The sequence below is a fragment of the Streptomyces sp. NPDC104307 genome, from assembly GCF_055584045.1.
Genome location: NZ_JBVJMU010000002.1, coordinates 263,335 through 288,001, shown reverse-complemented (window position 1 = coordinate 288,001; position 24,667 = coordinate 263,335). Strand labels below are relative to the sequence as shown.

General features: G+C 71.2%; 20 protein-coding genes and 2 tRNA genes. 13 read left to right on the top strand and 9 right to left on the bottom strand.

Annotation, left to right across the window (positions count from 1 at the left end; all coding sequences use genetic code 11):
* Positions 1-142: 142 nt before the first annotated feature.
* Entirely contained in the window at positions 143-982 is an 840-nt protein-coding gene (locus ACZ601_RS07950) for an MOSC domain-containing protein (protein WP_469534415.1), read from the bottom strand.
* Positions 983-1,085: 103 nt separating this feature from the next.
* On the opposite strand from ACZ601_RS07950, the gene ACZ601_RS07945 reads away from it, so the two are divergent.
* Positions 1,086-1,754, top strand: coding sequence for an O-methyltransferase (locus ACZ601_RS07945; RefSeq protein ID WP_440577068.1), 669 nt, complete (start codon positions 1,086-1,088; stop codon positions 1,752-1,754).
* A gap of 136 nt (positions 1,755-1,890) precedes the next feature.
* Here the strand turns inward: ACZ601_RS07945 and ACZ601_RS07940 are convergent, their stop codons facing one another.
* Positions 1,891-2,532 carry a superoxide dismutase gene (locus ACZ601_RS07940; RefSeq protein ID WP_024492596.1) on the bottom strand — a complete coding sequence of 214 codons (642 nt, stop codon included), beginning with the start codon at positions 2,530-2,532 and terminating at the stop codon, positions 1,891-1,893.
* 369 nt (positions 2,533-2,901) lie between these two features.
* Here ACZ601_RS07940 and ACZ601_RS07935 point away from each other — a divergent pair, with 369 nt between their 5' ends.
* Entirely contained in the window at positions 2,902-4,563 is a 1,662-nt protein-coding gene (locus ACZ601_RS07935) for a GAF domain-containing SpoIIE family protein phosphatase (RefSeq protein WP_469535265.1), read from the top strand.
* A gap of 37 nt (positions 4,564-4,600) precedes the next feature.
* Here the strand turns inward: ACZ601_RS07935 and ACZ601_RS07930 are convergent, their stop codons facing one another.
* Positions 4,601-6,019 carry an amino acid permease gene (locus ACZ601_RS07930; RefSeq protein ID WP_440577069.1) on the bottom strand — a complete coding sequence of 473 codons (1,419 nt, stop codon included), beginning with the start codon at positions 6,017-6,019 and terminating at the stop codon, positions 4,601-4,603.
* 425 nt (positions 6,020-6,444) lie between these two features.
* On the opposite strand from ACZ601_RS07930, the gene ACZ601_RS07925 reads away from it, so the two are divergent.
* Positions 6,445-7,041: a biotin transporter BioY gene (locus ACZ601_RS07925; RefSeq protein WP_073739014.1), complete on the top strand. Its 597-nt coding sequence runs from the start codon at positions 6,445-6,447 to the stop codon at positions 7,039-7,041.
* Here the strand turns inward: ACZ601_RS07925 and ACZ601_RS07920 are convergent.
* On the bottom strand, positions 7,022-8,497 hold the full coding sequence (locus tag ACZ601_RS07920) for an FAD-binding oxidoreductase (protein WP_469534406.1): 1,476 nt from the start codon (positions 8,495-8,497) through the stop codon (positions 7,022-7,024). The genes ACZ601_RS07925 and ACZ601_RS07920 overlap by 20 nt on opposite strands.
* Before the next feature lie 118 nt (positions 8,498-8,615).
* On the bottom strand, positions 8,616-10,067 hold the full coding sequence (locus tag ACZ601_RS07915) for an amino acid permease (protein WP_440577071.1): 1,452 nt from the start codon (positions 10,065-10,067) through the stop codon (positions 8,616-8,618).
* A 228-nt stretch (positions 10,068-10,295) separates the two neighbouring features.
* Here ACZ601_RS07915 and ACZ601_RS07910 point away from each other — a divergent pair, with 228 nt between their 5' ends.
* Positions 10,296-10,784 (top strand): ribose-5-phosphate isomerase, encoded by a 489-nt coding sequence (locus tag ACZ601_RS07910; protein ID WP_440577072.1) that lies wholly within the window; start codon positions 10,296-10,298, stop codon positions 10,782-10,784.
* An 87-nt stretch (positions 10,785-10,871) separates the two neighbouring features.
* Positions 10,872-11,681 (top strand): Fpg/Nei family DNA glycosylase, encoded by an 810-nt coding sequence (locus ACZ601_RS07905; protein WP_469534401.1) that lies wholly within the window; start codon positions 10,872-10,874, stop codon positions 11,679-11,681.
* Between the two features lie 270 nt (positions 11,682-11,951).
* Here ACZ601_RS07905 and ACZ601_RS07900 read toward each other — a convergent pair whose 3' ends face one another.
* Positions 11,952-13,184 (bottom strand): GNAT family N-acetyltransferase, encoded by a 1,233-nt coding sequence (locus tag ACZ601_RS07900; RefSeq protein ID WP_469534396.1) that lies wholly within the window; start codon positions 13,182-13,184, stop codon positions 11,952-11,954.
* 105 nt (positions 13,185-13,289) lie between these two features.
* Between ACZ601_RS07900 and ACZ601_RS07895 the strand changes: the two genes are divergently transcribed.
* The gene (locus ACZ601_RS07895; RefSeq protein ID WP_440577818.1) at positions 13,290-14,435 is read left to right on the top strand and encodes a PP2C family protein-serine/threonine phosphatase; all 1,146 of its coding nucleotides are present in this window, start codon (positions 13,290-13,292) and stop codon (positions 14,433-14,435) included.
* A 50-nt stretch (positions 14,436-14,485) separates the two neighbouring features.
* On the opposite strand, the gene ACZ601_RS07890 is transcribed toward ACZ601_RS07895, so the two are convergent.
* A complete protein-coding gene (locus tag ACZ601_RS07890; RefSeq protein WP_469534392.1) occupies positions 14,486-15,649 on the bottom strand; it encodes a cation:proton antiporter in 1,164 nt (387 codons plus the stop codon).
* 307 nt (positions 15,650-15,956) lie between these two features.
* On the opposite strand from ACZ601_RS07890, the gene ACZ601_RS07885 reads away from it, so the two are divergent.
* Genes ACZ601_RS07885 through ACZ601_RS07875 form a run of 3 tightly spaced genes read left to right on the top strand, consistent with a single transcriptional unit; the run spans position 15,957 to position 19,885 of the window.
* Positions 15,957-16,811, top strand: coding sequence for an ABC transporter ATP-binding protein (locus ACZ601_RS07885; RefSeq protein ID WP_440577816.1), 855 nt, complete (start codon positions 15,957-15,959; stop codon positions 16,809-16,811).
* Positions 16,811-19,390: an FtsX-like permease family protein gene (locus ACZ601_RS07880; RefSeq protein WP_469534388.1), complete on the top strand. Its 2,580-nt coding sequence runs from the start codon at positions 16,811-16,813 to the stop codon at positions 19,388-19,390. The genes ACZ601_RS07885 and ACZ601_RS07880 overlap by 1 nt, the downstream gene beginning before the upstream one ends.
* Positions 19,391-19,399: 9 nt before the next feature.
* Positions 19,400-19,885, top strand: a complete 486-nt coding sequence (locus ACZ601_RS07875; RefSeq protein WP_469534386.1) for an HD domain-containing protein — start codon at positions 19,400-19,402, stop codon at positions 19,883-19,885.
* Positions 19,886-19,940: 55 nt separating this feature from the next.
* Here ACZ601_RS07875 and ACZ601_RS07870 read toward each other — a convergent pair whose 3' ends face one another.
* Positions 19,941-21,098, bottom strand: coding sequence for an acyltransferase family protein (locus ACZ601_RS07870; RefSeq protein WP_469534383.1), 1,158 nt, complete (start codon positions 21,096-21,098; stop codon positions 19,941-19,943).
* Between the two features lie 479 nt (positions 21,099-21,577).
* Between ACZ601_RS07870 and ACZ601_RS07865 the strand changes: the two genes are divergently transcribed.
* Positions 21,578-21,772: a hypothetical protein gene (locus ACZ601_RS07865; protein WP_145763503.1), complete on the top strand. Its 195-nt coding sequence runs from the start codon at positions 21,578-21,580 to the stop codon at positions 21,770-21,772.
* A gap of 123 nt (positions 21,773-21,895) precedes the next feature.
* On the opposite strand, the gene ACZ601_RS07860 is transcribed toward ACZ601_RS07865, so the two are convergent.
* Positions 21,896-21,969, bottom strand: a tRNA-Gly gene (locus ACZ601_RS07860).
* A 165-nt stretch (positions 21,970-22,134) separates the two neighbouring features.
* Here ACZ601_RS07860 and ACZ601_RS07855 point away from each other — a divergent pair.
* The 3 genes from ACZ601_RS07855 to ACZ601_RS07845 all read left to right on the top strand — a co-directional run bounded on the left by ACZ601_RS07855 (position 22,135) and on the right by ACZ601_RS07845 (position 24,629).
* Positions 22,135-22,211, top strand: a tRNA-Pro gene (locus tag ACZ601_RS07855).
* Positions 22,212-22,361: 150 nt separating this feature from the next.
* A complete protein-coding gene (gene tig / locus ACZ601_RS07850) occupies positions 22,362-23,759 on the top strand; it encodes a trigger factor (RefSeq protein ID WP_440578881.1) in 1,398 nt (465 codons plus the stop codon).
* A 264-nt stretch (positions 23,760-24,023) separates the two neighbouring features.
* Entirely contained in the window at positions 24,024-24,629 is a 606-nt protein-coding gene (locus ACZ601_RS07845; protein ID WP_164494417.1) for an ATP-dependent Clp protease proteolytic subunit, read from the top strand.
* Positions 24,630-24,667: the final 38 nt, after the last annotated feature.

Here is a 24,667-nt window from a genome sequence, read left to right as displayed (position 1 = left end):
CCACGTCATAGTCCAGGACCGGTGCCGGGCCGTGGCTCCGTACCGGCAAATGACGCCGACGATAGGCGACCCGCGCGGCCGGGTCAGCTGGTTTTCGGTGCGCCGGGCGGGGGAGCGGGGCCCGGGACTTCGCGGACACGGCCTACGGGGTGACCAGGCTGTGGACGGTGACCGGGTCGCCCACGCTCACCACGCCCTCGCAGACCACCGCGTTCTTCACACCGAAGCTGACCCGGTTCCCGTACTGCGCCTCGCGCCGGTACGTCGCCAGGGTCCGGACCGGTTCGGGCCCCTTGCGCACGCCGGTGAGCTGGTCGACGAGCGGGACGCTGCAGCGCGTCGCCCGTACCGAGTGGGCGAGTTCGACGGAGCCCAGGGTCATCCGGCGCACCCGGTCCTCGAAGTGCGGTTCGTCCTTGCCGGTCAGGACGATGTTGGGGCGGAACCGGTCCATCGGCACGGCGTCGGCGTCGCCCCGTGCGGCGATCCGGGCGTTCAGGTCGTCCAGCGAGGCGGTCGAGGTGACCAGCACCGCGTGCGCGTCCGCGAAGTTGAGCTTGCCGGGGGTTTCGCCCCAGCCGTCCCGGTCGAAGCCGGGGACCGCCCGCACCAGGCGCGACTTGGCTCCCAGCACCTCGGAGAACCATTCCGCGACCGTGTCGCCCTGGTCGACGGCCGCGCCGAGGGGGCGGTCGAACATGCTGACGTCGCGGCGCGGGCCGTCCACGTCGACCTCCAGCAGCAGGGGCTCGACGCCTTCCGCGGAGAGCGCGAGCACCGCCCCGGACCGCAGGACGGTGACCTTGATCGCGGCCATCGCCGGGTGCGTGCGCTGGCTGCGGAACGCGCCCTCTTCCGCGTCCACCACCATGAAGGTCCGGTCGTGTGCCAGGCCCGTCCCGACGACCCGCACGGAGTCGGTGGCGGTCCCCGCGCAGCCCTTGACCGGGTAGTGCACCAGCTCTCGCACGGTGATCGTCATGACGTCCTCTCCAGGGAAACGCTGAGGCCACCATCATCCCATTCACCCGGCATGATGTAAGTTCCTTTTGGGAACTTGAGTGGTGCCGAGAGAGGAACACGTCATGACGCAGGCGCGGTGGGCAGAGGTCGACGACTACTTCAACGCTCTGCTGCTGGGTCCGGACGAGGCGCTGGACGCGGCCGTCGAGGCCAGCGAGAAGGCCGGGCTGCCGGCGATCCAGGTCGCGGCCAACCAGGGCAAGCTGCTGAACCTGCTGGCCCGGCTCCAGGGGGCGCGCACGGTGCTGGAGATCGGCACCCTGGGCGGGTACAGCACTATCTGGCTGGCGCGTGCGCTTCCCGAGGGCGGCAGTGTCGTCACGCTCGAAGCCGATCCGGAGTGCGCAGAGGTGGCGCGCCGGAACATCGAGCGCGCCGGCCTGGCGGAGGTCGTGGAGGTCCGGGTGGGCCCGGCCCTCGACACGCTGCCGCTCCTCGCGGACCAGGGGTACGGGCCGTTCGACGTCGTGTTCATCGACGCCGACAAGCCGAGCAACCCCGACTACCTGGCCTGGTCGCTGAAGCTGACCCGGCCGGGCAGCCTGATCGTCGCCGACAACGTGGTGCGCGACGGAGAGGTGGCCGACGCCGGGAGCGAGGACCCGAAGGTGCTGGGCGTGCGCCGGTTCACCGAACTCGTCGCGGCCGAGCCGACCCTGACCGCGACCGCGCTCCAGACCGTCGGCACCAAGGGGTACGACGGGCTGCTGATGGCCCTGGTCACCGAGTAGCCGCCGCCCGCGCCACGGACATGGAAGGGCCCCCGCGAGTCATGTCCTCGCGGGGGCCCTTCGTTCATCCGCCTGCCGGGTGAAGGTTGAGAAGACGATCACGAGGCAGGACGTTCGGGGTGTGCTCCGGTCCCCGTCAGGGGGCGAGCAGCAGTACGTCCGCGCGCTCCTTGGCGGCCGCGTACCGCTTCGCCACGTCCTGCCAGTTGACGACGCGCCACATCGCCTCGATGAAGTCGACCTTCTGGTTCTTGTACTGCAGGTAGAAGGCGTGCTCCCAGGCGTCGAAGACGAGGACCGGGACCGAGCCCTGGCCCACGTTGCCCTGGTGGTCGTAGACCTGCTCGACGATCAGCTTGCCGCTGACCGGCTCGTACGCGAGGACGCCCCAGCCGGAGCCCTGCGTGGTGGCCGCGGCCTTCGTCAGCTGGGACTTGAAGCCCGCGAAGGAGCCGAAGGACTCGGTGATCGCGTCCGCGAGGCCGCCGACACCGTCCGCCGCGAGGGGCTCGCCGCCGCCGTCGCCGGTCATGTTGTGCCAGTAGATCGAGTGCAGGATGTGGCCGGAGAGGTGGAACGCGAGGTTCTTCTGGAGCCCGTTGATCGCTCCCCAGGCCTCCTTGTCGCGCGCCTCCTCCAGCTGCTCCAGGGTGTCGTTCGCGCCCTTCACGTACGCGGCGTGGTGCTTGTCGTGGTGGAGCTCGACGATCTGCGGATTGATGACCGGTTCGAGCGCCGCGTAGTCGTACGGGAGTTCCGGGAGCGTGTACGTGGCCATGGTGCGAATCCTCCAGCTGCTGTCCTGTTGTTATTGCAACCTATATGCAAGAGCAGGCTAACAGCAGGAGTGGCTGAGGGGTGATCAGCCCTTCGGACCAGGTCTCGGGTCCGAGGGCGTGTCCGCAAAGTCCCGCCGCACGCCCGGAGGGGAGTCAGGGGCCGGGTGTGGGGGAGTGGCGTGGGCGGGGCCGCTCGGCCGACGTCGGGATACGGCGCCGCATCTTTCGTCCTAATATTCTCCGGTAGGTGGTTTTTGTGCACCCCGTGTTCCGTGACCGACCGACGGAGGGCCGAGTCCTTGACCAGCGAACTGGGCAGGCTGGAGGCGCTGCGACTGGCCGGGCTGACGGCGGCGGCCGACCCCGGTATGGACAGGTTCGCGGGGCTGGTCGCCCGGTTCCTGCGCGTACCGGTCGCGCTCGTGTCGCTGCTGGAGGCCGATCGGCAGGTCTTCCCTGGCATGGTCGGTCTCGATGAGCCCTGGGCGGCGCGGCGGCAGACCCCGCTGACCCACTCCTTCTGTCAGCACGTCGTCGCCAGCGGCGAACCCCTGATCCTCGCCGACTCACGGCAGTACCCGCTCACCTGTACCAGCCTGGCCATCCCCGACCTCCAGGTGATCGCCTACGCGGGGATGCCGCTGACCGACGCCGACGGCCAGGTCCTGGGGTCGCTGTGCGCCATCGACCACCGGTCCCGCGAATGGACGGAGGCCGAGCTCCGCGACCTCGACGACCTCACCGCCGCCTGCTCCGTGGAGTTGCGGCTGCGCATCGCCGGCCAGCAGATCCAGCGCGATCGCGACCTCGCCGACCTGCTGCTGCGCGCCTCGGTCGAACTGGCCCACGCGCACGACCTGACCGACATCCTGCGCCGGCTGCGCGGGCTGTTCGAGGGCCCGGCCCAGCCGCCGTTCGTGGGGCTGCTTCTCGCCGACGGCCGGGGGCTGCGACGGGTGGTCGACCCGGAGTGCGTACAGCCCGTGGAGAGCACGCTCGAACGCTTCGAGGGAGGCCGCGGATTTCCCAGCCTGCGGGCGATGGCGGAGCAGCGGACCATCTTCGTCCCCGACCGGGCGGCCCTGGTCGCCGACTACACTCCCGAGGCCGTCGCCGGGTACGACTCGATGTCGCTCCAGTCCACGCTGTGCGTGCCGCTGGCCGACGCGCGGGGGGTACTGCTGTGGTGCTGGGCCGATCCCCACGTCCTCGGCGTGACCGAGCGCGCGGTCCTCACCGCGGTCGCCGGGTACGCCGGGCAGGCGGTGGAGCGCACCCTGTTCGTCGAGAACCGGCTCAGCGCCGCCGAGCAGCTCCAGGCCGCCATGCTCACCGAGCTGCCCGCCGTGCCGGGACTGGAGATCGCCGCCCTGTATCTGCCCGCCGCCGACCAGGACATGGTGGGCGGCGACTGGTACGACGCCTACCGGCTGCCACCCGGCCCGGACGGCGGACCGGGTGGACTGATGCTGTCGATCGGAGACGTCATCGGGCACGACATGGCCGCCGCCGCGGTGATGGGCCAGGTCCGCAGCATGCTTCGCCAGGCCACCCTCGGACACCCCGGCCACTCGCCCGCCGCCGCGCTGGCGGCTGTCGACCACACCTTCGCCGTGCTGCCGCTGGGGCCCGGCGGCACCGCCGTGCACGCCCGACTGGACCCGGGAGCCGGCCACTGGCGGCTGACCTGGTCCAACGCCGGCCACCCGCCGCCGCTGCTGCGCCTGCCCGACGGCCACGTGGAGACCCTGCGGGAACACGATCTGCTCCTGCTCGGCTCCCTCAGCGGGCAGGGCCGCCACGACCACGCGTACGAGCTGCCCCCGGGCAGTGTGCTCGTCCTGTACACCGACGGCCTGGTGGAACGCCGGGACAGCGACATCGACGCACGGGTCGAGCAGGCGGCGGCCACCGTGTCCCGGCACGGGGACCGCCGCCTGTCCCTGCTGCTTGAGACGTTGTCCCGGGAGGCCCAGGACACCCCCCATCGCGACGACGTGGCGGTCCTGGCCGTTCGCATCACCGACTGACCCCGCCGGCCCGGCGCGGCGGGTGCCGAAGGGCCTCTCAGCCGGCCGTGCCCACCGACCGCCGCTGGCGTACGACCCCGATGACGATCAGGACCGCCGTCAGCGCGCCCGTCGCCAGCAGCTGGTCGCGGGTGTCGGGCTGGCGGAGCATCAGCACGAAGATGCCGGCCATGGCGAGCAGGGCCGCGACCGTGAGGCCCGGGAACAGCCACATCCGGACCACCAGCTTCTGCGGCTCCTCGCGCTCCAGCCGGGTGCGCAGGATCAGCTGGGAGACGGCGATGAAGATCCAGACGACCAGGATCACCGCCCCGGTCATGTTGAGCAGCCAGGGGAAGACGTCGTCGGGCCGCCAGTAGCTCAGCAGCACGCACAGGAAACCGAACACGGAGGAGACCAGCACCGCGCCGCGCGGCACACCGGACGAGATCCGGCCGAGCCGCTTCGGCCCCTGCCCCCGGGCCACCAGCGAGCAGGCCATGCGCGAGGCGCCGTAGATGTTGGCGTTCATCGCGGAGAGCAGCGCCACCAGGATGACCACGTTCATGATCTCCGCGGCGCCGCTGATGCCGAGGTGGTCCAGAGCCGCGTAGAAGGGCCCGACCGAGACGACCTTCGGGTCGTCCCACGGGACCAGCGTGACGATGACCGCCATCGAGCCGACGTAGAAGAGCGCGATCCGCCACATCGCCGTCCGCACGGCCTTCGCGACGCCCCGCACCGGGTTCTCCGACTCGGCCGCGGCGATCGTGACGGTCTCCAGACCGCCGTACGCGAAGACGGAGGCGAGCAGCCCGATGACCAGCCCCTCCGAGCCGTTCGGCAGGAAGCCGCCCTCGCCGCTGAGGTTGGCCGTGCCCGGCGCGTCCGTGTCCGGAAGCACGCCCAGGATCGCCAGCACGCCCAGCACCAGGAACAGCGTGATCGCGACGACCTTGAGCGCGGCGAACCAGAACTCGAACTCGCCGAACTTCGTCACAGAGGCCAGGTTCGTCCCCAGGAACACCACCATGAACAGCGCCACCCAGGCCCATTCCGGCGTTCCGGGCAGCCAGCCGGTGACGATCTTCGCCGCACCGATCCCTTCGAGGCCGACGGCGACGCAGAGCAGCACCCAGAACGCCCAGCCCGCCGTGAACCCCGCCCACGGGCCGATCGCCCGCTCGGCGTGCACGGAGAAGGAGCCGGACGCCGGATTGGCCGCCGACATCTCGCCGAGCATCCGCATCACGAGCATGACCAGCAGCCCGGAGCAGGCGTAGGCGATGACGATCGAGGGGCCGGCCGCGGCGATACCCGCGCCGGAGCCGACGAACAGCCCGGCGCCGATGACGCCGCCGAGGGCGATCATCGACAGATGGCGCTGTTTGAGCCCGTGGGTGAGGGCCGAGTCGGTCCCGTGGCCGGAAGCGGCGGCCGGGGTGCCGGTGGGGGGAGGCACGGTGGTCCGGGGCATGGACGAACTCTGTTCGGTCGGTGAGACGGGGGACGGGTAATCGGTGAGACGGGGGACGGGTAACCAGTCTGGACGCGCGCCCCGCTCAGGCGGAACGGAAGTCCGCTATACGGGCACCATGCTCACACAGGGTGTGCACCGCACAGCGGGGAGCGGCCCGGTGCCGAGGCTCCGTCACGGGTCCGCTGTTTAGAGGGAGTCGACAGTCGGATCGCCTCGCACCTCCCCGCCGACGAGCAGTTGATCCGCTCCGACCTCCGTGATGAGCATCACGTCCAGGGGTGATTGTGTGCCGCGCTTTGTGTGAATCCCACCAACGCCTCAACCGCCGCTTTGTGGGCCGCTGATGGTGATCGAGCGCTGCTCCGTCGGATAGCGTCAGGCTTCAGCCCTCCACCCACCTGCCCTCACCACGCGGAGTCCCGATGAGTACTGCTGCCGCCGCCCCCGTCCGTACCGGAGCGGTCCTCGCCGACCTGCTGCCCGCCGCCCGGCACCGCTACGCCGTGGACACCGCCCTGGTGCTCGGCGGCGCCGCGCTCACCGGGATAGCCGCGCAGATCGCCGTGCCGGTCCCCGGTTCGCCGGTCCCCGTCACCGGCCAGACTTTCGCCGCACTCCTCGTCGGCACCGCGCTCGGGGCCCGCCGCGGCTTCCTCGCGCTCGCCGTGTACGCGCTCGTCGGCATGGCGGGCATGCCGTGGTTCTCGGCCGGCAGCTCGGGTCCGGGCGGTGCCTCGTTCGGCTACGTGCTCGGCATGCTGCTCGCCGCGACCGTGGTGGGCGGCCTGGCCCGCCGCGGCGGCGACCGCTCGGTGCTGCGGACCGCGGGCACCATGGTGCTCGGCTCGGCCATCATCTACTCGGTCGGCGTGCCCTACCTGGCGCTGTCCACCGGCATGTCGGCGAGCGCCGCGATCGCGGCCGGCCTGACGCCGTTCCTGCTCGGCGACGCGCTGAAGGCGGCGCTCGCGATGGGCGCGCTGCCCGCGTCCTGGAAGCTCATCGGCCGTCGCGGCTGACGCCGTAAGCCCCACCGAAGAGGCTCGCCGGGTCGTGACGCGACACCAGACCGGCGAGCCTCTCGCGTGTCCGGGGGTCGTGGAACCCGTCCGTACGGTCCCCGCCGCCGAAGGAGAAGTTCAGCGACCGGCCCACGACGAGCGGTGCTAGGTCGTGTCCGCGAAGTATCGTCGTCCGCCCGGAGGGCGGGCCCGGCGGCGTCTGGCGCGTGCTCTCGGCGTGCCGGGCGCAGGCCCCCGTACCGGACGTACTTGGGTCTTCGCCCGGTGCGGCGAGAGTGCGTGCCAGGCGCCGCCGGGCAGGCGAGACTTCGCGGACACGGCCTAGGCCCCCGGCCACTTCCTCGTACAGGGCCCGGACGGCGGCCACGTCCGTACCGTCCAGCGGTGACAGCAGCCGGAGCAGGAACCCCGCCCCCCGGTACGGCACCGCGTTTCCCGTCGCCGGGGCGGTGGCCAGGGCGCCACCCAGGTGGTTGAGCTGGACGACGGTCATCATCGGCGCCTTGCGGCCCGCCAGTTCCAGCACCCGCACCGCGCGCTCGGCATCCAGTCCGCTCAGCATCAGCCCGTCCCCGTAGTACGCGTGCGGGAACGGCGGGTCGTTGTGAATGGTGGGGCTGTCGGTGTACGGCATCTCCCGCAGTGAGTCCGTGAGCACGGGCCCGATCGCCCGCAGCGGCGCGACGAGGCGCTCACCCCCGGCCGCGCTCCCGGTGTACGCCACGCGTACGGAGACCACGTACCGGCCCCGCACCGCCTCCGGCAGCTGCGGCACATCGGGGTACACGAGTGCGGCCACCGACGAGGTCAGCGCGTCGGGCACCGTCCGGACCCACTCCACATAGCGCCGGACCACCCGCGCGCCCGCCCCGCCGTCCCCGTCGAAGGCGATCGAGCCGCCGTACAGCCGGTCCACCGGGATGAGCCCGGTCTCCAGGCCCGTCACGACGCCCAGCCGGTGCCCGCCGCCGCGCAGCCCCCAGAACAGCTCCGGCTCGTCCTGCTGGGTGACATGGCGGAGCACCCCGTCGCCCGTCACCACGTCGAGCGAGCGCACCTGGTCGGCGGCGTACCCGAACTCCCGGCCCAGGATGCCGAGACCGCCGCCCAGCGTGTAGGAGACGGCGCCGACGCCGGGCGCGGAGCCGTTCAGCGGGGCCAGCCCGTGCGGCGCGGCCGCCTCGACCACCTGCCCCCAGGTGGTGCCGGCCCCGATGGCGGCGGTGCGGCGCACCGGGTCGATCGTCACGGAGTCCATCCGGCGGGTGTCGATCAGGACCCCGCCCTCCACCGGACCCGCCAGCCCGTGCCCGGTGGCGTGGACGGCGACCCGGAGACCGTCGGAGGCGGCGCGGGCGACGGCGTTACGTACGTCATCCGCCCCGGCGGCCTCGACGACGAGGTCCGGGCGGACGGGGAATCCGGTCTGGAAACCGGACGGGACGGCAGTCATGGCGGAGGCTCTCCACTCGCTCGCTCGATGGCTTACGCACTCGATGGCGTACGCGCTCGATGGCTTACGAGGGAGAGCCTCCCCGCTATACCTGACAGTTTCCGTCAGGTATGGAAGCTCAGCCGGCGGACTTCCCGGCCGGGGTGCCGTTGCGGCGCCCGCGCGCCTCGCGCACCAGCGAGACGGCCACCACCAGGACCGCGACCAGCAGCGAGAGCAGCACCTGCTCGCGTCCCGCGTCATCGGTCAGCATGTAGACCAGCACGAACGAGATCATCGCGATGGTCGCCCAGGTCAGGTACGGGAAGAGCCACATCCGTACGACCAGCTTCTCGGGCGACTCGCGCAGGATGATGCCGCGCATCCGCAGCTGGGTGAAGCAGATGACCAGCCAGACGAACAGGGCGACCGCGCCGGAGGAGTTCAGCAGGAACGCGAAGACGGTGTCCGGCCACTGGTAGTTGAAGAAGACGGCGACGAAGCCGAAGACGACGGAGGACAGGATGGCCGCCTGCGGAACGCCCCGCTTGTTGGTCCGGGCGAACGCCTTCGGGGCGTCCCCGCGGCCGCCGAGCGAGAAGGCCATCCGGGAGGCCGTGTAGAGGCCGGAGTTGAGGCAGGACAGCACGGCCGTCAGCACGATGACGTCCATCACCTGTCCGGCGTGCGGGATGCCGATCGAGTCGAGTGCGGCGACGTAGCTGCCCTTCTCCATGATCGAGGCGTCGTTCCACGGCAGCAGGGTCAGCACGACGAAGATCGAGCCCAGGTAGAAGACGGCGATCCGCCAGATCACGCTGTTGGTGGCCTTCTGGACGGCGCGCTGCGGGTTCTCCGACTCACCGGCCGCCAGCGTCACGATCTCGCTGCCCATGAAGGAGAAGACCACCATCAGCACCCCGGTGAGGATGGCACCGGGCCCCTTGGGGAAGAAGCCGCCGGTGTCGGTGAGATGGGCCAGCCCCGAGCCGGCGTTGTCCGAACCCGGCAGTACGCCGAAGACGGCGAGCAGCCCGACGATCACGAAGGCGCCGATCGCGACGACCTTGATCCCGGCGAACCAGAACTCGAACTCTCCGTACGAGCCGACCGATACCAGGTTCGTCGCGGTCAGCACCAGCATCACGATCAGCGCCCAGGCCCACTGCGGGACGCCCGGAACCCAGTTCTCCAGGATCTTGGCACCCGCCGTGGCCTCGACGGCGAGCACCACGACCCAGAAGAACCAGTAGAGCCAGCCGATCGAGAAACCGGCCCAGCGGCCCAGCGCCTGGTCGGCGTAGGCGGAGAAGGAGCCGGAGGCCGGACGGGCGGCGGCCATCTCCCCGAGCATCCGCATCACGAAGACGACCATCAGGCCGACCAGCGCGTACGACAGCAGGATGGCGGGTCCGGCGGCGGCGATGCCCGCGCTCGACCCCACGAAGAGGCCCGCGCCGATCACGCCGCCGATGGCGATCATCGAGAGGTGACGGTTCTTGAGACCGGCCTGGAGCCCGTCCCCGGGGCCCGCCCGGTCCGGCCCCTCGGGCTGTTGGCCCGGTCCGGCCAGAGTCGTCTGCGACGTCATGGATCGAATCCTCACGTTTTCGGATCACTCGGTGCGTGCCCGCCGCGGCACGGTGGTGAGCGGCGAGCGTTGCATTGAAGCCCGGTGCACCCCGAAATCGGAACCCCCACATCCGCATCGTTGACACGATCATCGCTTCAGCGGCTTCGCGCGCACAGGGTCCGCACATCAGGGCCACACGGCACCCCGTCGTCGGTTACCCGGCGAAGCTCGTGCCACACTCCTCCCATGCGCGTGTACCTCGGATCCGACCATGCCGGTTACGAACTCAAGAACCACCTCGTCGAGTGGCTCAAGGCCCAGGGCCACGAGGCCGTCGACTGCGGTCCCCACATCTACGACGCCCAGGACGACTATCCGCCGTTCTGCCTGCGTGCCGCCGAGAAGACGGCCGCCGACCCCGACAGCCTCGGGATCGTCATCGGCGGCTCCGGCAACGGCGAGCAGATGGCCGCGAACAAGGTCAAGGGCGTCCGCGCCGCACTCGCCTGGAGCGAGCAGACCGCCGCGCTGGGCCGCGAGCACAACGACGCCAACGTGATCTCCATCGGCGGCCGGATGCACACGGAGGAGGAGTGCGTGAAGTTCGTCGAGACCTTCCTCACCACTCCGTACTCCGGCGAGGAGCGGCACAGCCGCCGCATCGCGATGCTCACGGCGTACGAGAACACCGGCGAGCTCCCCCCGGTCCCGGCCCACCACCCGCAGCAGGGCTGACCGCCGCACCGCCTCCCGCTGTGCCGCCGGAGCCCCCGGCGGCACAGCCGTGTCCGCACCACCGCCTCACCCAGGAGCGCCGCCGCCGTGCCCGAGGGCCACACGATCCACCGCCTCGCGGACGACCACCGGGAGAGGTTCGCCGGCCGGCCGGTGCGGGTGAGCAGCCCGCAGGGCAAGTTCTCCGACAGCGCCGCGCTGCTCGACGGCCGGGTGCTCGAAGGCGCGGACGCGCACGGCAAGCACCTCTTCCTCGGCTTCGAGGGGACCGGCTGGGTCCACATCCACCTCGGCCTGTTCGGCAAGCTCGGATTCGGTACGGCGCCGGCCCCGCCGCCCACGGACACGGTCCGGCTCCGTCTCCTGAACGACGAGCACCACGCGGACCTGCGTGGCCCCACCACGTGTGCGCTGATCACCGACGCCGAGAAGCAGTCGATACACGGCCGGCTCGGCCCCGACCCGCTGCGCTCCGACGAGGACGGCGAGCGCGCCTGGCTGCGGATCTCCCGGAGCCGGATCACCGTGGCCGCCCTGCTGATGGACCAGAAGGTCATCGCGGGCGTCGGCAACGTGTACCGCGCGGAGGTGCTGTTCCGGCACGGCATCGACCCGTACCGGGCGGGCCGGGACCTCAGCCGCCGCGAGTGGGACGCGATCTGGACGGACCTGGGCGAGCTGATGCGCGAGGGCGTGCGCAACAACCGCATCGACACGGTCCGCCCCGAGCACCTGCCGGAGGCGATGGGCCGCGCGCCTCGGGTGGACGACCACGGCGGCGAGGTGTACGTCTACCGGCGGGCGCGCCAGTCCTGCCACGTCTGCGGCACGGAGATCCGGGCGGCGGAGCTGTCGGCCCGGAACCTCTTCTGGTGCCCGACCTGCCAGTCCCACTGAGCCCGGCCCGCCGGCCCGCCCGGCTGTCCTCAAGCGCCGGACGGGCTTGTTCTGTCCTCAATCGCCGGACGGGCTCGATTTGCCCTCAAGCGCCGGGCGGGCTTGATTTTCACGCTCGTCCGGCCACACCAAGCCCGTCCGGCGATTGAGGACAAGGCGCCCGGAGGGCGCTGCGCGGCAGCCGGGGCGCCCAGCCGCAACACGCGCGCCGCACCATCAAGCCCGTCCGGCGATTGAGGACAGAGCGGGGCGCCGGACGCACCCGGCAGGTTAGAACCCCCGGGGCAGCCACGGCGCCACGTCGGACAGGAACGCCGACGACGCCTCCGCCAACGCCCCCGCCCGCACCTCCCGCACCCGCCCGGCCAGGGCCAACGCGCCCAGCGACTCGCCGCCCAGGTACGCCGTGCCCAACTCCCGTACCGAGAGCACCAGATCCGCCGCCTCCTCCGTGCGCTCGCACGACGCGCCGCCCTTCGTATCGGCCGTCAGCCGCCAACGCCCCGCGTTCCAGGGGCAGAACGCGTCCTCGACCTCGAACACCACGTCCACCGGCGACCGGTAGCTCCGGGCCTCCAGCGCCGCGCCCACGTCCACAAGGCGCACATGGAGCGAGTCCCGGATCTGGATCCCGCACCGCCGCACGTCAGAAACCAGGTGCAGCACCGCGTCGTCCACCGGCCGGTTCCGTGCCTCGACGGTCGACGTCAGGTCGATCCCGAAGAGGAACCGCCACAGCGCCGCGTACCCCGCCGGATCCAGCGCCGCCAGGTCGCTCACGACGACCCGGCCCTTGGGCCCGGCCGTATCCCAGTCCGGCTTGATGCGGTACGTGGTGTAACCCACCACCTCGCCGTCCCGCTCGGCCAGCACGCACTGCAACGCCGAGCCGCCCTCCCGCGAACTCACCGGATCGACGAGCGACTTGCGCTCCCAGCCCGGACCGTGGGCCGGGGTGCCGGGGCGGCCCGCCACCAGGCGCGCGTACACGCTCTCGCAGGCCGCGACCGCCTCGTCCTTCTTCGCGTGCCGCAGCCGGACCCCGTCCGTGCCCTCGGGGACGTTCAGCCGCACCCGGTCCGTGTCGATCGCCAGGGACATCTGGCGGCTCGCCGCCCCGTACCCGTACCGCCCGTAGATCGCCGGCTCCGACGCCGTGAGCACGGCGAGCGGCTCACCCAGTGCCCGCACGTCGTCGAGCTGCCGGCGCATCATCGAGGTCAGCAGTCCGCGCCTGCGGTGGGTGGCCGCGACGCTGACCATCGTCACGCCCGCAGCCGGCACCAGCGCGCCGCCCGGAACGGCCAGCCGGAAGCTGAACGCCCCCGAGGTGGCGACGGCATCGGGGCCGTCCCAGACCCCGAGCGAGCGCTCGTGCTCGGTCAGCGACTCCTCCAGCTCGCGCTGCTCGGGCGGTTCGGCGACCCCTCCGAAGGCGAGCTCCAGGCACTCGAACCATTCGTTCCATTCGGACGGCCGCAATACGCGGAGCTCTGTAGTCATATGGCATGCCTACCAGGGGCGCTGCGGACAGGCGACCCGATTTCGAACGCATTGTCACAGGGGTCCCCCTGCACCGGAGGCCGTCGGGTGGATAAAGTCCCCGCAATGGCCCGACGCGCAGGAGCAGAGACGTACCCGGCCCGATTGCGGAAATCGGCGCACCGGGTGCGCAGCACGCTGCGCAGATCCGGCGTCGACTACTTCCGGGGCGACGGCTCCGACTGGATCGCCCTGGCCGCTCTGTTGCTGAGCGTCCCGGCCATCACCTGCGGCACCCTGCTGAACCCGGTGTGGTGTTCACCGGCCGCGCTCGTCCTGCCGATCGTCGCGGGCGGACTGGTGCTGCGGCCCGCCAGCCTGCTCGGCCTGTACGCGGCCGCCGCCGCTGCCCTGATCGTCGAGTCGGTGCGGCTCGGCCCGTTCACGGACGGCACGGTCGGGGTCACCCCGGGAACCGTGCTGACGGTCGCGGCCTGCGGCTTCTTCGGGCTGGTGCTCGCCCAGTTCAGGGCCAGGGTCGGCGTGCCGTGGCGGCGCGGCGGCACGATGCTCTTCGACCTGCGCGAACGCATCCGGGTGCAGAGCGCGCTGCCCCGGCTCCCGCAGGGCTGGCACCGGGAGATGTCGCTGCGCCCGGCGGGCGGGCAGTCCTTCTCCGGTGACTTCGTCGTCGCGGCCCGGACCAACGGCGGCCGCACCCTGGAGGCGGTACTCACCGACGTCTCCGGCAAGGGCATGGACGCGGGCTCCCGCGCCCTGCTGCTGTCCGGCGCGTTCGGCGGACTCCTCGGATCGCTGCCGCCGCACGGCTTCCTGCCCGCGGCCAACGGCTATCTGCTGCGCCAGGACTGGGACGAGGGCTTCGCGACCTCGATCCATCTGGTCCTGGACCTCGAATCCGGCGACTACGAACTCCTCTCGGCCGGCCATCCCCCCGCCCTCCAGCTGCACGCCGGCAGCGGCCGGTGGGAGGAGATGGCCGCGGAGGGGCCCCTGCTCGGGGTGTACGACGGGGCGCAGTTCGACGCGGTGAAGGGCTCGCTGGCCCCGGGGGACGTACTGATGCTGTTCACCGACGGACTGGTGGAGACGTCCGAACGGGACATGGCGGAGGGCATCGACCGGCTGACCGGCGAGGCCGACCGCTATGTCTCGACGGGCTTCGAGGGTGCTGCCTGGCACCTCATCGAGGCGTGTGCCAAGGACGTCAACGACGACCGGGCACTGCTCCTGCTGTCACGCAAATCCTGAACCGTACGCAACCATCCCTAACCGGGCGTACGTCAACGGCTTCCGGCTCGTCACCGGATCGGGGTGAGCGCGGTATCGCGCCCGCCCGGCAGGATTCTGGCCAGCCAGTGCGACCGTCCGGCCACCAGCGGGGCCAGGACCGCGAGGACGAGCACGTATCCGGCGATGAACGGCGCGAGCCGCTCGTCGAGCCCGGCGCCCGCCGCCATCGTGGCGAGGATCAGCGCGAACTCACCGCGCGCCACCAGGGTGGTGGAGATGTTCGCCGTGGCCTGCGGGCCGAACCCGTACAGCTTGGCGGTGGCGATCCCCGCGAGGACGTTCATGGCGAGGGTCACCGCGACGGCGGCCAGCACCGCCCACAGCACGACCGGCAGGTCACCGGGGTTGATGGAGAGGCCGAAGGCGAAGAAGAAGATCGCGCCGAAGGCGTCCCGCAGCGGGTGGACCAGTTTGAGGATGCGCTCGCCGGAGGACGTGCTGCCGAGCATCAGGCCCACCATGAAGGCGCCGATGGCGTCCGCGACCCCGAACCACTCCGAGATGCCGGCCACCAGGACCGCCGCGCCGAGGAAGGAGATGACGAGGAGTTCGTCGTCCTTGGTGTTGATCAGCTTGCTGATGAGCCTGGTGCCGAACCGGGCGGCCAGCGCCAGCGCCAGCAGGAAGCCGAAGGCCTTTCCGCCGTCGACCGCCGCCGCCGCGAGGCTGTCGGCGCCCGAGAGGATGGGCTGGAGGGCGGCCAGGTACAGCGCGAGGAACACGTCCTCGACGACGATGATGCCGAGGATCGGCTTGGTCTCCGGATTGCCGATCCGGCCCAGGTCGACCAGGACCTTGGTGACGATGGCAGAGGACGAGATGCCGAGCACCCCGGCCAGCACCAGCGCCTCCGACGTGCCCCAGCCCAGCGCGAAGCCGAAGCCGAGCCCGGCGCCGACGTTCAGGGCGAGATAGGCGCCGCCGGCGAGCGCCATCCGGCGCCCGCCCGCCTTGAGGTCGTCGAGGTGGAACTCCAGGCCGAGGTAGAAGAGCAGCAGCACCAGGCCGAGCGCGGAGAGCATCTCCAGATCGTGCGGGTCCGCGACCAGGACGATGCCGGGGGTGTGCGGGCCGAGCAGGATCCCGGCCAGGATGAACAGGGGGATGGTCGGCAGCCCGATGCGGCTGCCGACACGGGCGAGAACGGCGGCGGCGAGGAAGGCGCCGCCCATGGCGATGAGCGTGTCTGCGTGTCCGATGAGCCCAGTCCTTCGCTTGGTCAAGAGAACGTCAAGGAATCGTCAGTAATTAGTTTACCGAACGATTGACGTTGCAAGTATCACCACCCCGACCGGGCCTTTGGACGGGCGTCCGCGTGGGCCTCGGACGGACCTCGCCAGGTGCCTCCCGGCCGGGTCTCCCGAGGGCCTTCCTGGGGTTTTCCCCACCCCCGATCCGCCAGCCGCCGTCATGGCCCCGGCCCGTACGGATCCGTACGTTCGAGGTACCGATCACGGATGGCTACGGAAGGCGGACACCATGGGGCTTCGGCGCACCAGGCGGGGAGCGCAGGAGAGCGTGCGGGCAGCACGTGAGACCCGTACGGCGCACGGCTACGCGGGGCCCGTCCCCGCGGACCCGGCCGTCGAACTGCGCGGTGTCCGCAGGCAGTACGGCCGGGGCGGATCGGCCGTCCACGCCCTGCGCGGCATCGACCTCGCCCTGCCGAGGGGCAGCTTCACCGCGGTGATGGGCCCCTCCGGCTCCGGCAAGTCGACGTTCCTCCAGTGCGCGGCCGGGCTCGACCGCCCCACCGCGGGATCGGTCAGCCTCGGCGGCACGGAGATCACCGGCATGAGCGAGAACAAGCTCACCGAACTGCGCCGCAGCCGGCTCGGCTTCGTCTTCCAGGCGTTCAACCTGCTCCCGTCCCTCACGGTCGAGCAGAACGTCGTCCTGCCCATGCGCCTGGCCGGGCAGCGCACCGGCTCCGCCCGCAGCCGCCGGGAGGCCGCCGAGATGCTCGCCCGGGTCGGCCTCGGCGACAAGGGCAACCGGCGCCCCGGCCAGCTCTCCGGCGGCCAGCAGCAGCGCGTCGCCGTCGCCCGCGCCCTGGTCACCCGGCCCGACGTGATCTTCGCCGACGAGCCGACCGGCGCCCTCGACACCACCACCGCCGCCGAGATCCTCCAGCTGCTGCGGCACGCGGTCGACACCCTCGGCGCGACCGTCGTGATGGTCACCCACGACCCGGCGGCCGCCGCCTACGCGGACCACGTGCTCTTCCTCGCGGACGGCGAGATCGCGGACCGGCTGCCCCGCTCGGGCGCCGACCGGATCGCCGCGCGGATGACCGCACTGACCGCCCCCGACTACGCAAGGGCCGCCGCCTGATGTTCGTCCCGAACGGCCTTGCCCGCGCGGCCGTACGCTTCAAACCCGCCTCGTTCGCGGGCACGTTCGTCGCCCTCCTGCTGGCCGCGGCCATCGTCTCCGCCTGCGGCATCCTGCTGGAGACCGGCCTGCGCGCGTCCGTACCGCCCGACCGCTACGCGCGGGCGCCGGTGATCGTCGCCGCGGACCAGCAGGCCCGGCTGACCGTCGGCAGCGGGGACGACCGGCACGAGGAGTCCAGTGCGCTGCCGGACACCGCCCGGCTGTCCGACGCCCTGATCGCAAAGGCGGCCTCCGCCCCCGGCGCCACGGCCGCGATCGGTGACGTCGGCTACCCGGTGCACCTGGGCTCCGCGATCGAGGCTGCCGAATCCACGGTCGACGGCGCCACCTCCCGGGCCGACGGTGCCGGCTCCAGGCCCGACGACCGTGCCGGCTCCCCGCTCGACCAGGGCTCCGCGCCCCTCACCGCGCACGGCTGGGGATCCGCCGCGCTCACCGGCACCCGGCTCGCGTCCGGCGACGCGCCGCGCACCGGCGAGGTCGTCGTCCCGGCCGGCCACGGCGGGGCCCGGACCGGTGACCGCGTCACGCTGGACACCCCGGCGGGCCCGAAGGAGTTCCGGGTCTCCGGCACCACCGACGCCGACGCCACCGTCTGGTTCACGGACCGCGAGGCCGTGGCGCTCTCCGGCCACCCCGGCCGGGTCGACGCCATCGCCGTACTCGCCGCCGACGGCGCCGACCCGGCCGCCCTCGCCCGCCAGGTCTCCGACGCCCTCGGCCACACCTCGGGAATCAGGGTCAGCACCGGCGACGACCGGGGCGCGGTCGAGGACCCGGGCCTCGCGGACGCCAGGGAGCTCCTCACCGGGCTCGGCGGCTCCTTCGGCGGCGTCGCCACCATGGTCGCCGTCTTCACCGCCGCCGGTACCGTCGCCCTCTCCGTCGGCCAGCGCAGCCGCGAATTCGCCCTGCTGCGTGCGATCGGGGCCACCCCGCGCCAGCTGCGCCGCAGCATCGCCACCGAATCCCTGCTCGTCGCACCGCTCGCCGGTGCGCTCGGCTGCCTGCCCGGAATCGCCCTGGCCGCCTGGTGGTTCGGGCAGCTCAAAGCGAAGGGCGCCGTCCCGGACGACGTCGGGCTGCGGATCTCCTGGCTGCCGCTGACGATCGCCGTCGCCGCCACGATGCTCACCGCGCTGGGCGCCGGTTACGCCGCCGCGCGCCGCCCGTCGAAGACGAAGCCGGGCCTCGCGCTCGCCCAGTCCGCCGTGGAACGCCCGCCGTTCGGCTGGATCCGCACGCCCCTGGGGGTCGCCGCGCTGGCCGGTGGCGGCGTCTTCGCGGGCGTCGCCGCCTCGCAGACCGGTGAGGACGCGGCCAACGCCGCACTCGGTGTCGTCATGCTCTTCATGCTCGCGGTCGGCCTGCTCGGCCCGCTGATCGCCCGGATCTGCGCCTCGGTCCTCGGCCTCCCGCTGCGGGCGGGCGGCCCCTCCGCCTCGTTGGCCGCGGCCAACTCCCGCGCCAACTCACGGCGGATGGCCTCCGCGATCACTCCGATCGTGCTCGCCATGGCCTTCTCCTCGACGCTCGTCTTCATGCACACCAGCGAGGACCGGGCGACCGGGCACCAGCAGCGCGACGCCGTCACCGCGGACCGCATCGTCTCCGCGCCGGCCGGCCTCGCCTCCGACGCCACCGAGCGCGCCGCCGCGACCCCCGGTGTCTCCACCGCGGTCGGACTGCTCCGCACCTCCGTGCTGGTCCCCGCCGGATCGGGCGGGGACACCTGGCTGGAGAACGCCCCGGCGCAGGGGGTCATCGGCTCCGGCCGCGAACTCGCCGCCGTCCAGGACCTCGATGTCCGCACCGGATCGCTCGACGCCCTGGCCCCCGGCACCGTCGCCATCGACACCACGCTCGCCGGCTCGGCGAAGCTGCACACCGGCGACCGCCTCGCGCTGCGCCTGCCGGACGGCACCAAGGCGTCGCCGAAGATCGTCGCGGTCTACGGAAGGGGCCTGGGCACCGCCCTCGTCACCCTCCCCTCCGCCGATCTGCGGACCCACGTCACCTCGCCGTACGCCTCCGACGTACTCGTACGGGCGACCCCGGCGGGCGCGGAACGGCTCGCCGCGCTCGGTACCGTCACCGACCCCTCCGGCTACGCCACCGCGCGGAGCCGGGACCGCGAGCTGAACGCCTGGGCCAACACCGTGATGGCCGCGGTCCTCGGCGGGTTCGCCGCCGTCGCGGCGGTCAACACGCTGGTGATGACCGTCCTGGACCGCCGCAGGGAGCTGACCATGCTCCGGCTCGTCGGCTCCACCCGCCGCCAGGTCATGGGCATGATCCGCTGGGAGGCCCTGCTGGTCACCGTGGCCGGGGCCGCGCTCGGCACGGCCATCGCGCTGGCCACGCTCATCCCGATGATGCGGGGCCTGACCGGCGAATCCCCGTACGTCCCGCCCGCCTTGTACGGATCGTTCCTGGCCGCCACGGTGGGCCTCGGCCTCGCCGCCGCACTGGTGCCGGCCCGCGCCGCCCTGGGCCGGGCCGCGGCCCGGCCGTAGGGTCGGGCCATGACGGCACCCCGCGCACACCTGACCCTGGCCGAAGTCGAGCGCATCGCCCGTGCGGCCCACGAGGGCCAGCGGGACAAGGCGGGACGCCCGTACGCCGAACACCTCGCGGCCGTCGCGGAGGGCGTACGGGCCAGGGGCGGCAGCGACGAGCAGATCGCCGCCGCCTGGCTGCACGACGCGGTCGAGGACGACGCGCTGTCCGAGCGCTGGCTGGCGGACGCCGCGCTGCCGCGGCAGGTCAAGGACATGGTCCTGGCCGTCAGCAAGCGGGAGGGCGAGGAGCTGACGGCGTACACCCGCCGCATCCTGGAGACCCCGGGCGCCCTGCTGGTCAAGGAGTCCGACCTCGCGCACAACGCGGACCCGGCCCGCCTCGCGGTCCTGGAGCCGGCGACCCGTACCCGGCTGGCCGCGAAGTATGCGCAGGTGCGGAGCCTGCTCGGACTCACCGCCCCGGAATCACCCGCCGAACGTCGGGATTGAGCCAACACGGCGAAGCCCGGCCCATGGTCCGGGCCGGGCTTCGCGGAAGTCTTTCTCAGATCTTGGCGGCGTCCCGCCGGAACGCCCAGTTCATGTCCGGTTCGGTCACACAGCGCATGACCCGTCGCACCGGAGGCGTGCACAGCAGCGTCACCCCGACCGAGGCGGCCACGGTGACGAGCACCAGACCGGTGGGCGAGATCAGCCAGTCGTTGTGGTCGAAGAGGCCCGAGTAGTCGGCGCCCTTCACCAGGAACCCGTGCAGCAGATAGCCGCAGATCGTGCCGGCACCCAGCACCGTGAACCACATGTGGCGACGCGGCACCCACGCCAGGAACCCGACGGTGAGCAGCGTCGCGCAGCCGAACAGGGCGAGGGTCATCACCGCGCCGGACCACCACGGTGCGTCCATCTCCTGGGCGCTGGAGTCGCGCAGGAACCAGCCCAGCTGCATCCGGGGCGCCGCCCAGTAGGCGAAGACCGCCGCACCGGCGAACAGCGGCAGCGCCAGCAGCCGCACCTCGCGGCGCTTGATCAGCCGGAAGTGCTCGGGCTTGAGCTGGAGCCCGAGCACGAAGAACGGCAGGAACTGCAGGACGCGCGGCAGGTCGAGGTCGTCGCCGATGCTGGGGGCGAGCGAGGCGAGGACCGCGATCACGAGCGACACCGCCAGCGGGTGGCGCAGGTTCTGCCAGATCGGCGTGGTGAGCCGCCAGATGAACAGCGCGGCCAGGAACCAGGTGAGGTACCAGGGCTCCAGCAGGCTGATCGCCCCGTCGGACGAGCCGCTCGCGTACCGGCGGAACAGCGAGTACGCCGTCTCGAACACGATGTACGGCACGGCGACCCCCGTCACCAGGCGCTTCACCTTGGCGGGGGTCAGGCTGAACGAACGTGAGAAGTAGCCGGAGATGATGATGAAGGCCGGCATGTGGAAGGTGTACGTGACCATGTACGCCGCGCGGGCCGCCCGGCTGCCTTCCATGACCGGCACCCATGAGTGCGCCACCGCGACCAGCACGATGGCGAGGTACTTGGCGTTGTCGAAGTAGGCGTCACGCTTCTTCGCGGGCGGGGCCTGCGCGGGCCGTTCCGCCACGGCCACCGCCGAGGGTGCGTCCGGAGCCTGGCCCGGCGCTCGGCGTCTGGGCTCCGACTCCCGGGTCGCCGGGGGGAGCGGGGCCCTCTGGAATACGTTCGGAGCGTGGAACATCTCAAACACCCTAGACGTCTCGATTGCATTTCGTAAAACTGCCATCGGATATCGCGTGTGCCCAGTTGACCAAAAGACAAACCCCTGTTTTTTGCCCGTTATGGGTTGGTTAATCCTCCTTAAATGGTGCATATCGGCAGGCAGTTGGGGGTGGTGAATTACGTCGCATTCGATGTCGGGAATTGCATGTGGATGAAGTGTGTGGATAAGGAAACGATCACCGTCGCAGATCATTTCCGTTCATCGGATCATTACGGCGGGCGCCGTCCGCCCCTGCCATGGGGCTGCTGGGCCGGCGGCCGTACCCGGATGCTGTGAACCGGTCCGCAACCGGCGCAAGATGGCGCGATACCGACTGGTCGTCTCGTCAGGCGGCAGCGACCACAGGGGAGTTGGTGGCACGATGGACGACAACGGAGGTGTGCGCGGCCGCACGCTTCCGGGCCGGCAAGGCGGACCGACCGAGGGTGTGATCAGTCGTGGCCATTTCACTGTCTGTGGTGCTTCTTTTGGCGATCATCCTGGTGGTCCTGATCCGAGGCGGCTCCATCAAGGCCGGACCCGCGGTCGTCGCGGTGCTCTTCGGCTTCTTCCTGGCATCGACCGGCATGGCGCCGTCGATCCAGAAGTTCATGGACTCGATAGCGCAGAGCATCAACCAGATCAGCTTCTGACCCCGGACGCGCGTCCCGGGCCGCACCCCGGCCCGGGACGCGCGCGGGGAACGCACAGGGGTAACGCGAAGGGCCCGGTCCGGCAGCCATCCGAGAGGATGACGCCGGGCCGGGCCCGAGCCATGGAGCGGGCGACGGGAATCGAACCCGCGTAGCTAGTTTGGAAGACTAGGGCTCTACCATTGAGCTACGCCCGCATGCACCGCACCGCAGGTCACCGGGACCGCGGCACGAGAAGCATCGTAGCGGGTCGCGGACGCTGCCCGCACACCCGATCCCGCACCCGGTGTCGCGTCGGGCGACGCCTCCGGAAAAGCGGCCGATGCACTGCCGGTCTCCATGTACCCTACGTGTCGCACCGACGGGGTGTGGCGCAGCTTGGTAGCGCGTCCGCTTTGGGAGCGGAAGGTCGTCGGTTCGAATCCGGCCACCCCGACCACCGGCAAGATCGCATTGTGGGAGTTCTCCACCTTGCCGTTACTATGCAAAATGCGTGCCCGTGTGTCTGATGTACCGGGCTCGGTCCGCGAAGCCGCCTCGTGTGCGGTGGAGCAGAACCCCAAGAAGTCAGCCACAAGGAGACCGAACCGTGAAGAGCGCCGTGGAGACCCTGAACCCGACCCGGGTTCGGCTCAGCATTGAGGTGCCCTTCGAGGAGCTCAAGGACAGCCTCGACGCGGCGTACAAGAAGATCAACCAGCAGGTCACGGTGAAGGGGTTCCGCAAGGGCAAGATCCCCAACCGGGTCATCGACCAGCGGTTCGGCCGTGGTGCTGTGCTGGAGGAGGCCGTCAACGACGCCCTTCCGAAGTTCTACACCGAGGCCGTCAACGAGGGAGAGCTCAACGTCCTCGGCCAGCCGGAGGTCGACATCACGGAGCTGAAGGACGGCGAACTGCTGGCCTTCACCGCCGAGGTTGACGTACGCCCCGAGATCGAGATTCCGGACTACTCCGGCATCGAGGTCACCGTCGACGCCCTTGAGGTCAGCGACGAGGACATCGAGAAGGCCGTGGAGCAGCTCCGTGAGCGCTTCGCCTCGACCAGCCCCGTCGAGCGCGCCGCTGCCGACGGCGACGTCGTGACCATCGACCTGACCGCCAAGGTCGAGGGCGAGGTCCTGGAGGACGGCGTGGCCGAGGGTGTCTCGTACACCATCGGTTCCGGTGAACTCCTCGAAGGCATCGACGACGCCGTGACCGGCCTGGAGGCGGGTGGCGAGGCCACCTTCACCTCCGAGCTGAAGGGCGGCTCCGCCGAGGGCAAGGAGGCCGAGGTCACCGTCAAGGTCACCGCGGTCGCCGCCCGTGAGCTTCCCGAGCTGGACGACGAGTTCGCTCAGATGGCGAGCGAGTTCGACACGCTCGACGAGCTCAAGGCCGACAGCCGCAAGCGGCTGGAGAGCACCAAGCAGTACGACCAGGCCACCCAGGCCCAGGAGCGGGTCCTGGAGGAGCTCCTGAAGCTCGCCGAGGTCCCGATCCCCGAGAAGCTGCTCGCGGACGAGGTCCAGACCCGCAAGCACAACCTGGAGCACCACCAGCTCGGCCAGATGGGTCTCGACCTGGAGAAGTACCTGGAGATCCAGGGCAAGACCCTTGAGGAGTTCGAGGCCGAGACGTCCGAGCAGGCCGTCAAGGGCATCAAGACCCAGTTCATCCTTGACGAGCTCGTCAACAAGGAGAAGCTGAACGTGAACCAGGAGGAGCTCACCGAGCACCTCATGCGGCGCGCGCAGTCCTCCGGCATGAGCCCCGACCAGTTCGCCCAGGCCGTCGTCGAGGGTGGCCAGGTGCCGATGCTCGTCGGCGAGGTCGCCCGGGGCAAGGCGCTGGCCGTGGTCGTCGAGGCCGCCAAGGTCGTCGACACCAACGGTGAGCCCGTGGACCTTGAGGACGACGAGGACGTGGCGGAGGAGGCCAACGAGGCGGTCGAGGCCGCCGAGGGCACCGCCGACGCCCCGGCCGAGGAGAAGACCGAGGCCTGAGCCTCGCGCTGAACCCGCAGACGGGCTCCGGACGCAATCGCGTCCGGAGCCCGTCTGCGTACCGGTGGACGTTCCCCACAACCCGTGTGCGGACTGCGGACCTTGCGCTCCCAGCGAACAGTTGCGGAAGCGGGATGGCGTTGTCCCACCTGCGCGTTAGGGTCCATGAATAGGAAGGGTCGGGGAGTCCCGGCCCACCCGGTACGAAGACGCTGAGACGGCCGGAGCCGTCAGAGACGAGCAGGTGGATACGTGACGAATCTGATGCCCTACGCCGCCGGAGAGCCGTCCCTCGGTGGAGGCCTCGGTGACCAGGTCTACAGCCGACTGCTCGGCGAGCGCATCATCTTCCTCGGTCAGCAGGTCGACGATGACATCGCCAACAAGATCACCGCACAGCTGCTCCTCCTTGCCGCGGACCCGGACAAGGACATCTACCTCTACATCAACAGCCCCGGTGGTTCGGTGACGGCCGGCATGGCGGTGTACGACACCATGCAGTACATCCCCAACGACGTGGTCACCATCGGTATGGGCATGGCGGCCTCGATGGGCCAGTTCCTGCTCACCGGCGGCACCGCCGGCAAGCGCTTCGCGCTCCCGAACACCGACATCCTCATGCACCAGGGTTCGGCCGGCATCGGCGGTACGGCCTCGGACATCAAGATCCAGGCCCAGTACCTGCTGCGCACCAAGCAGCGGATGGCGGAGATCACCGCCCGCCACTCCGGCCAGACGGTGGAGACGATCATCCGCGACGGCGACCGCGACCGCTGGTACACCGCGGAGGAGGCCAAGGACTACGGCCTCATCGACGAGATCATCACGATCGCGTCGGGCGTTCCGGGCGGCGGCGGCACCGGCGCCTGATCCGGTTCCCCGGATCGCGCCACCGCACCGCATCTCTC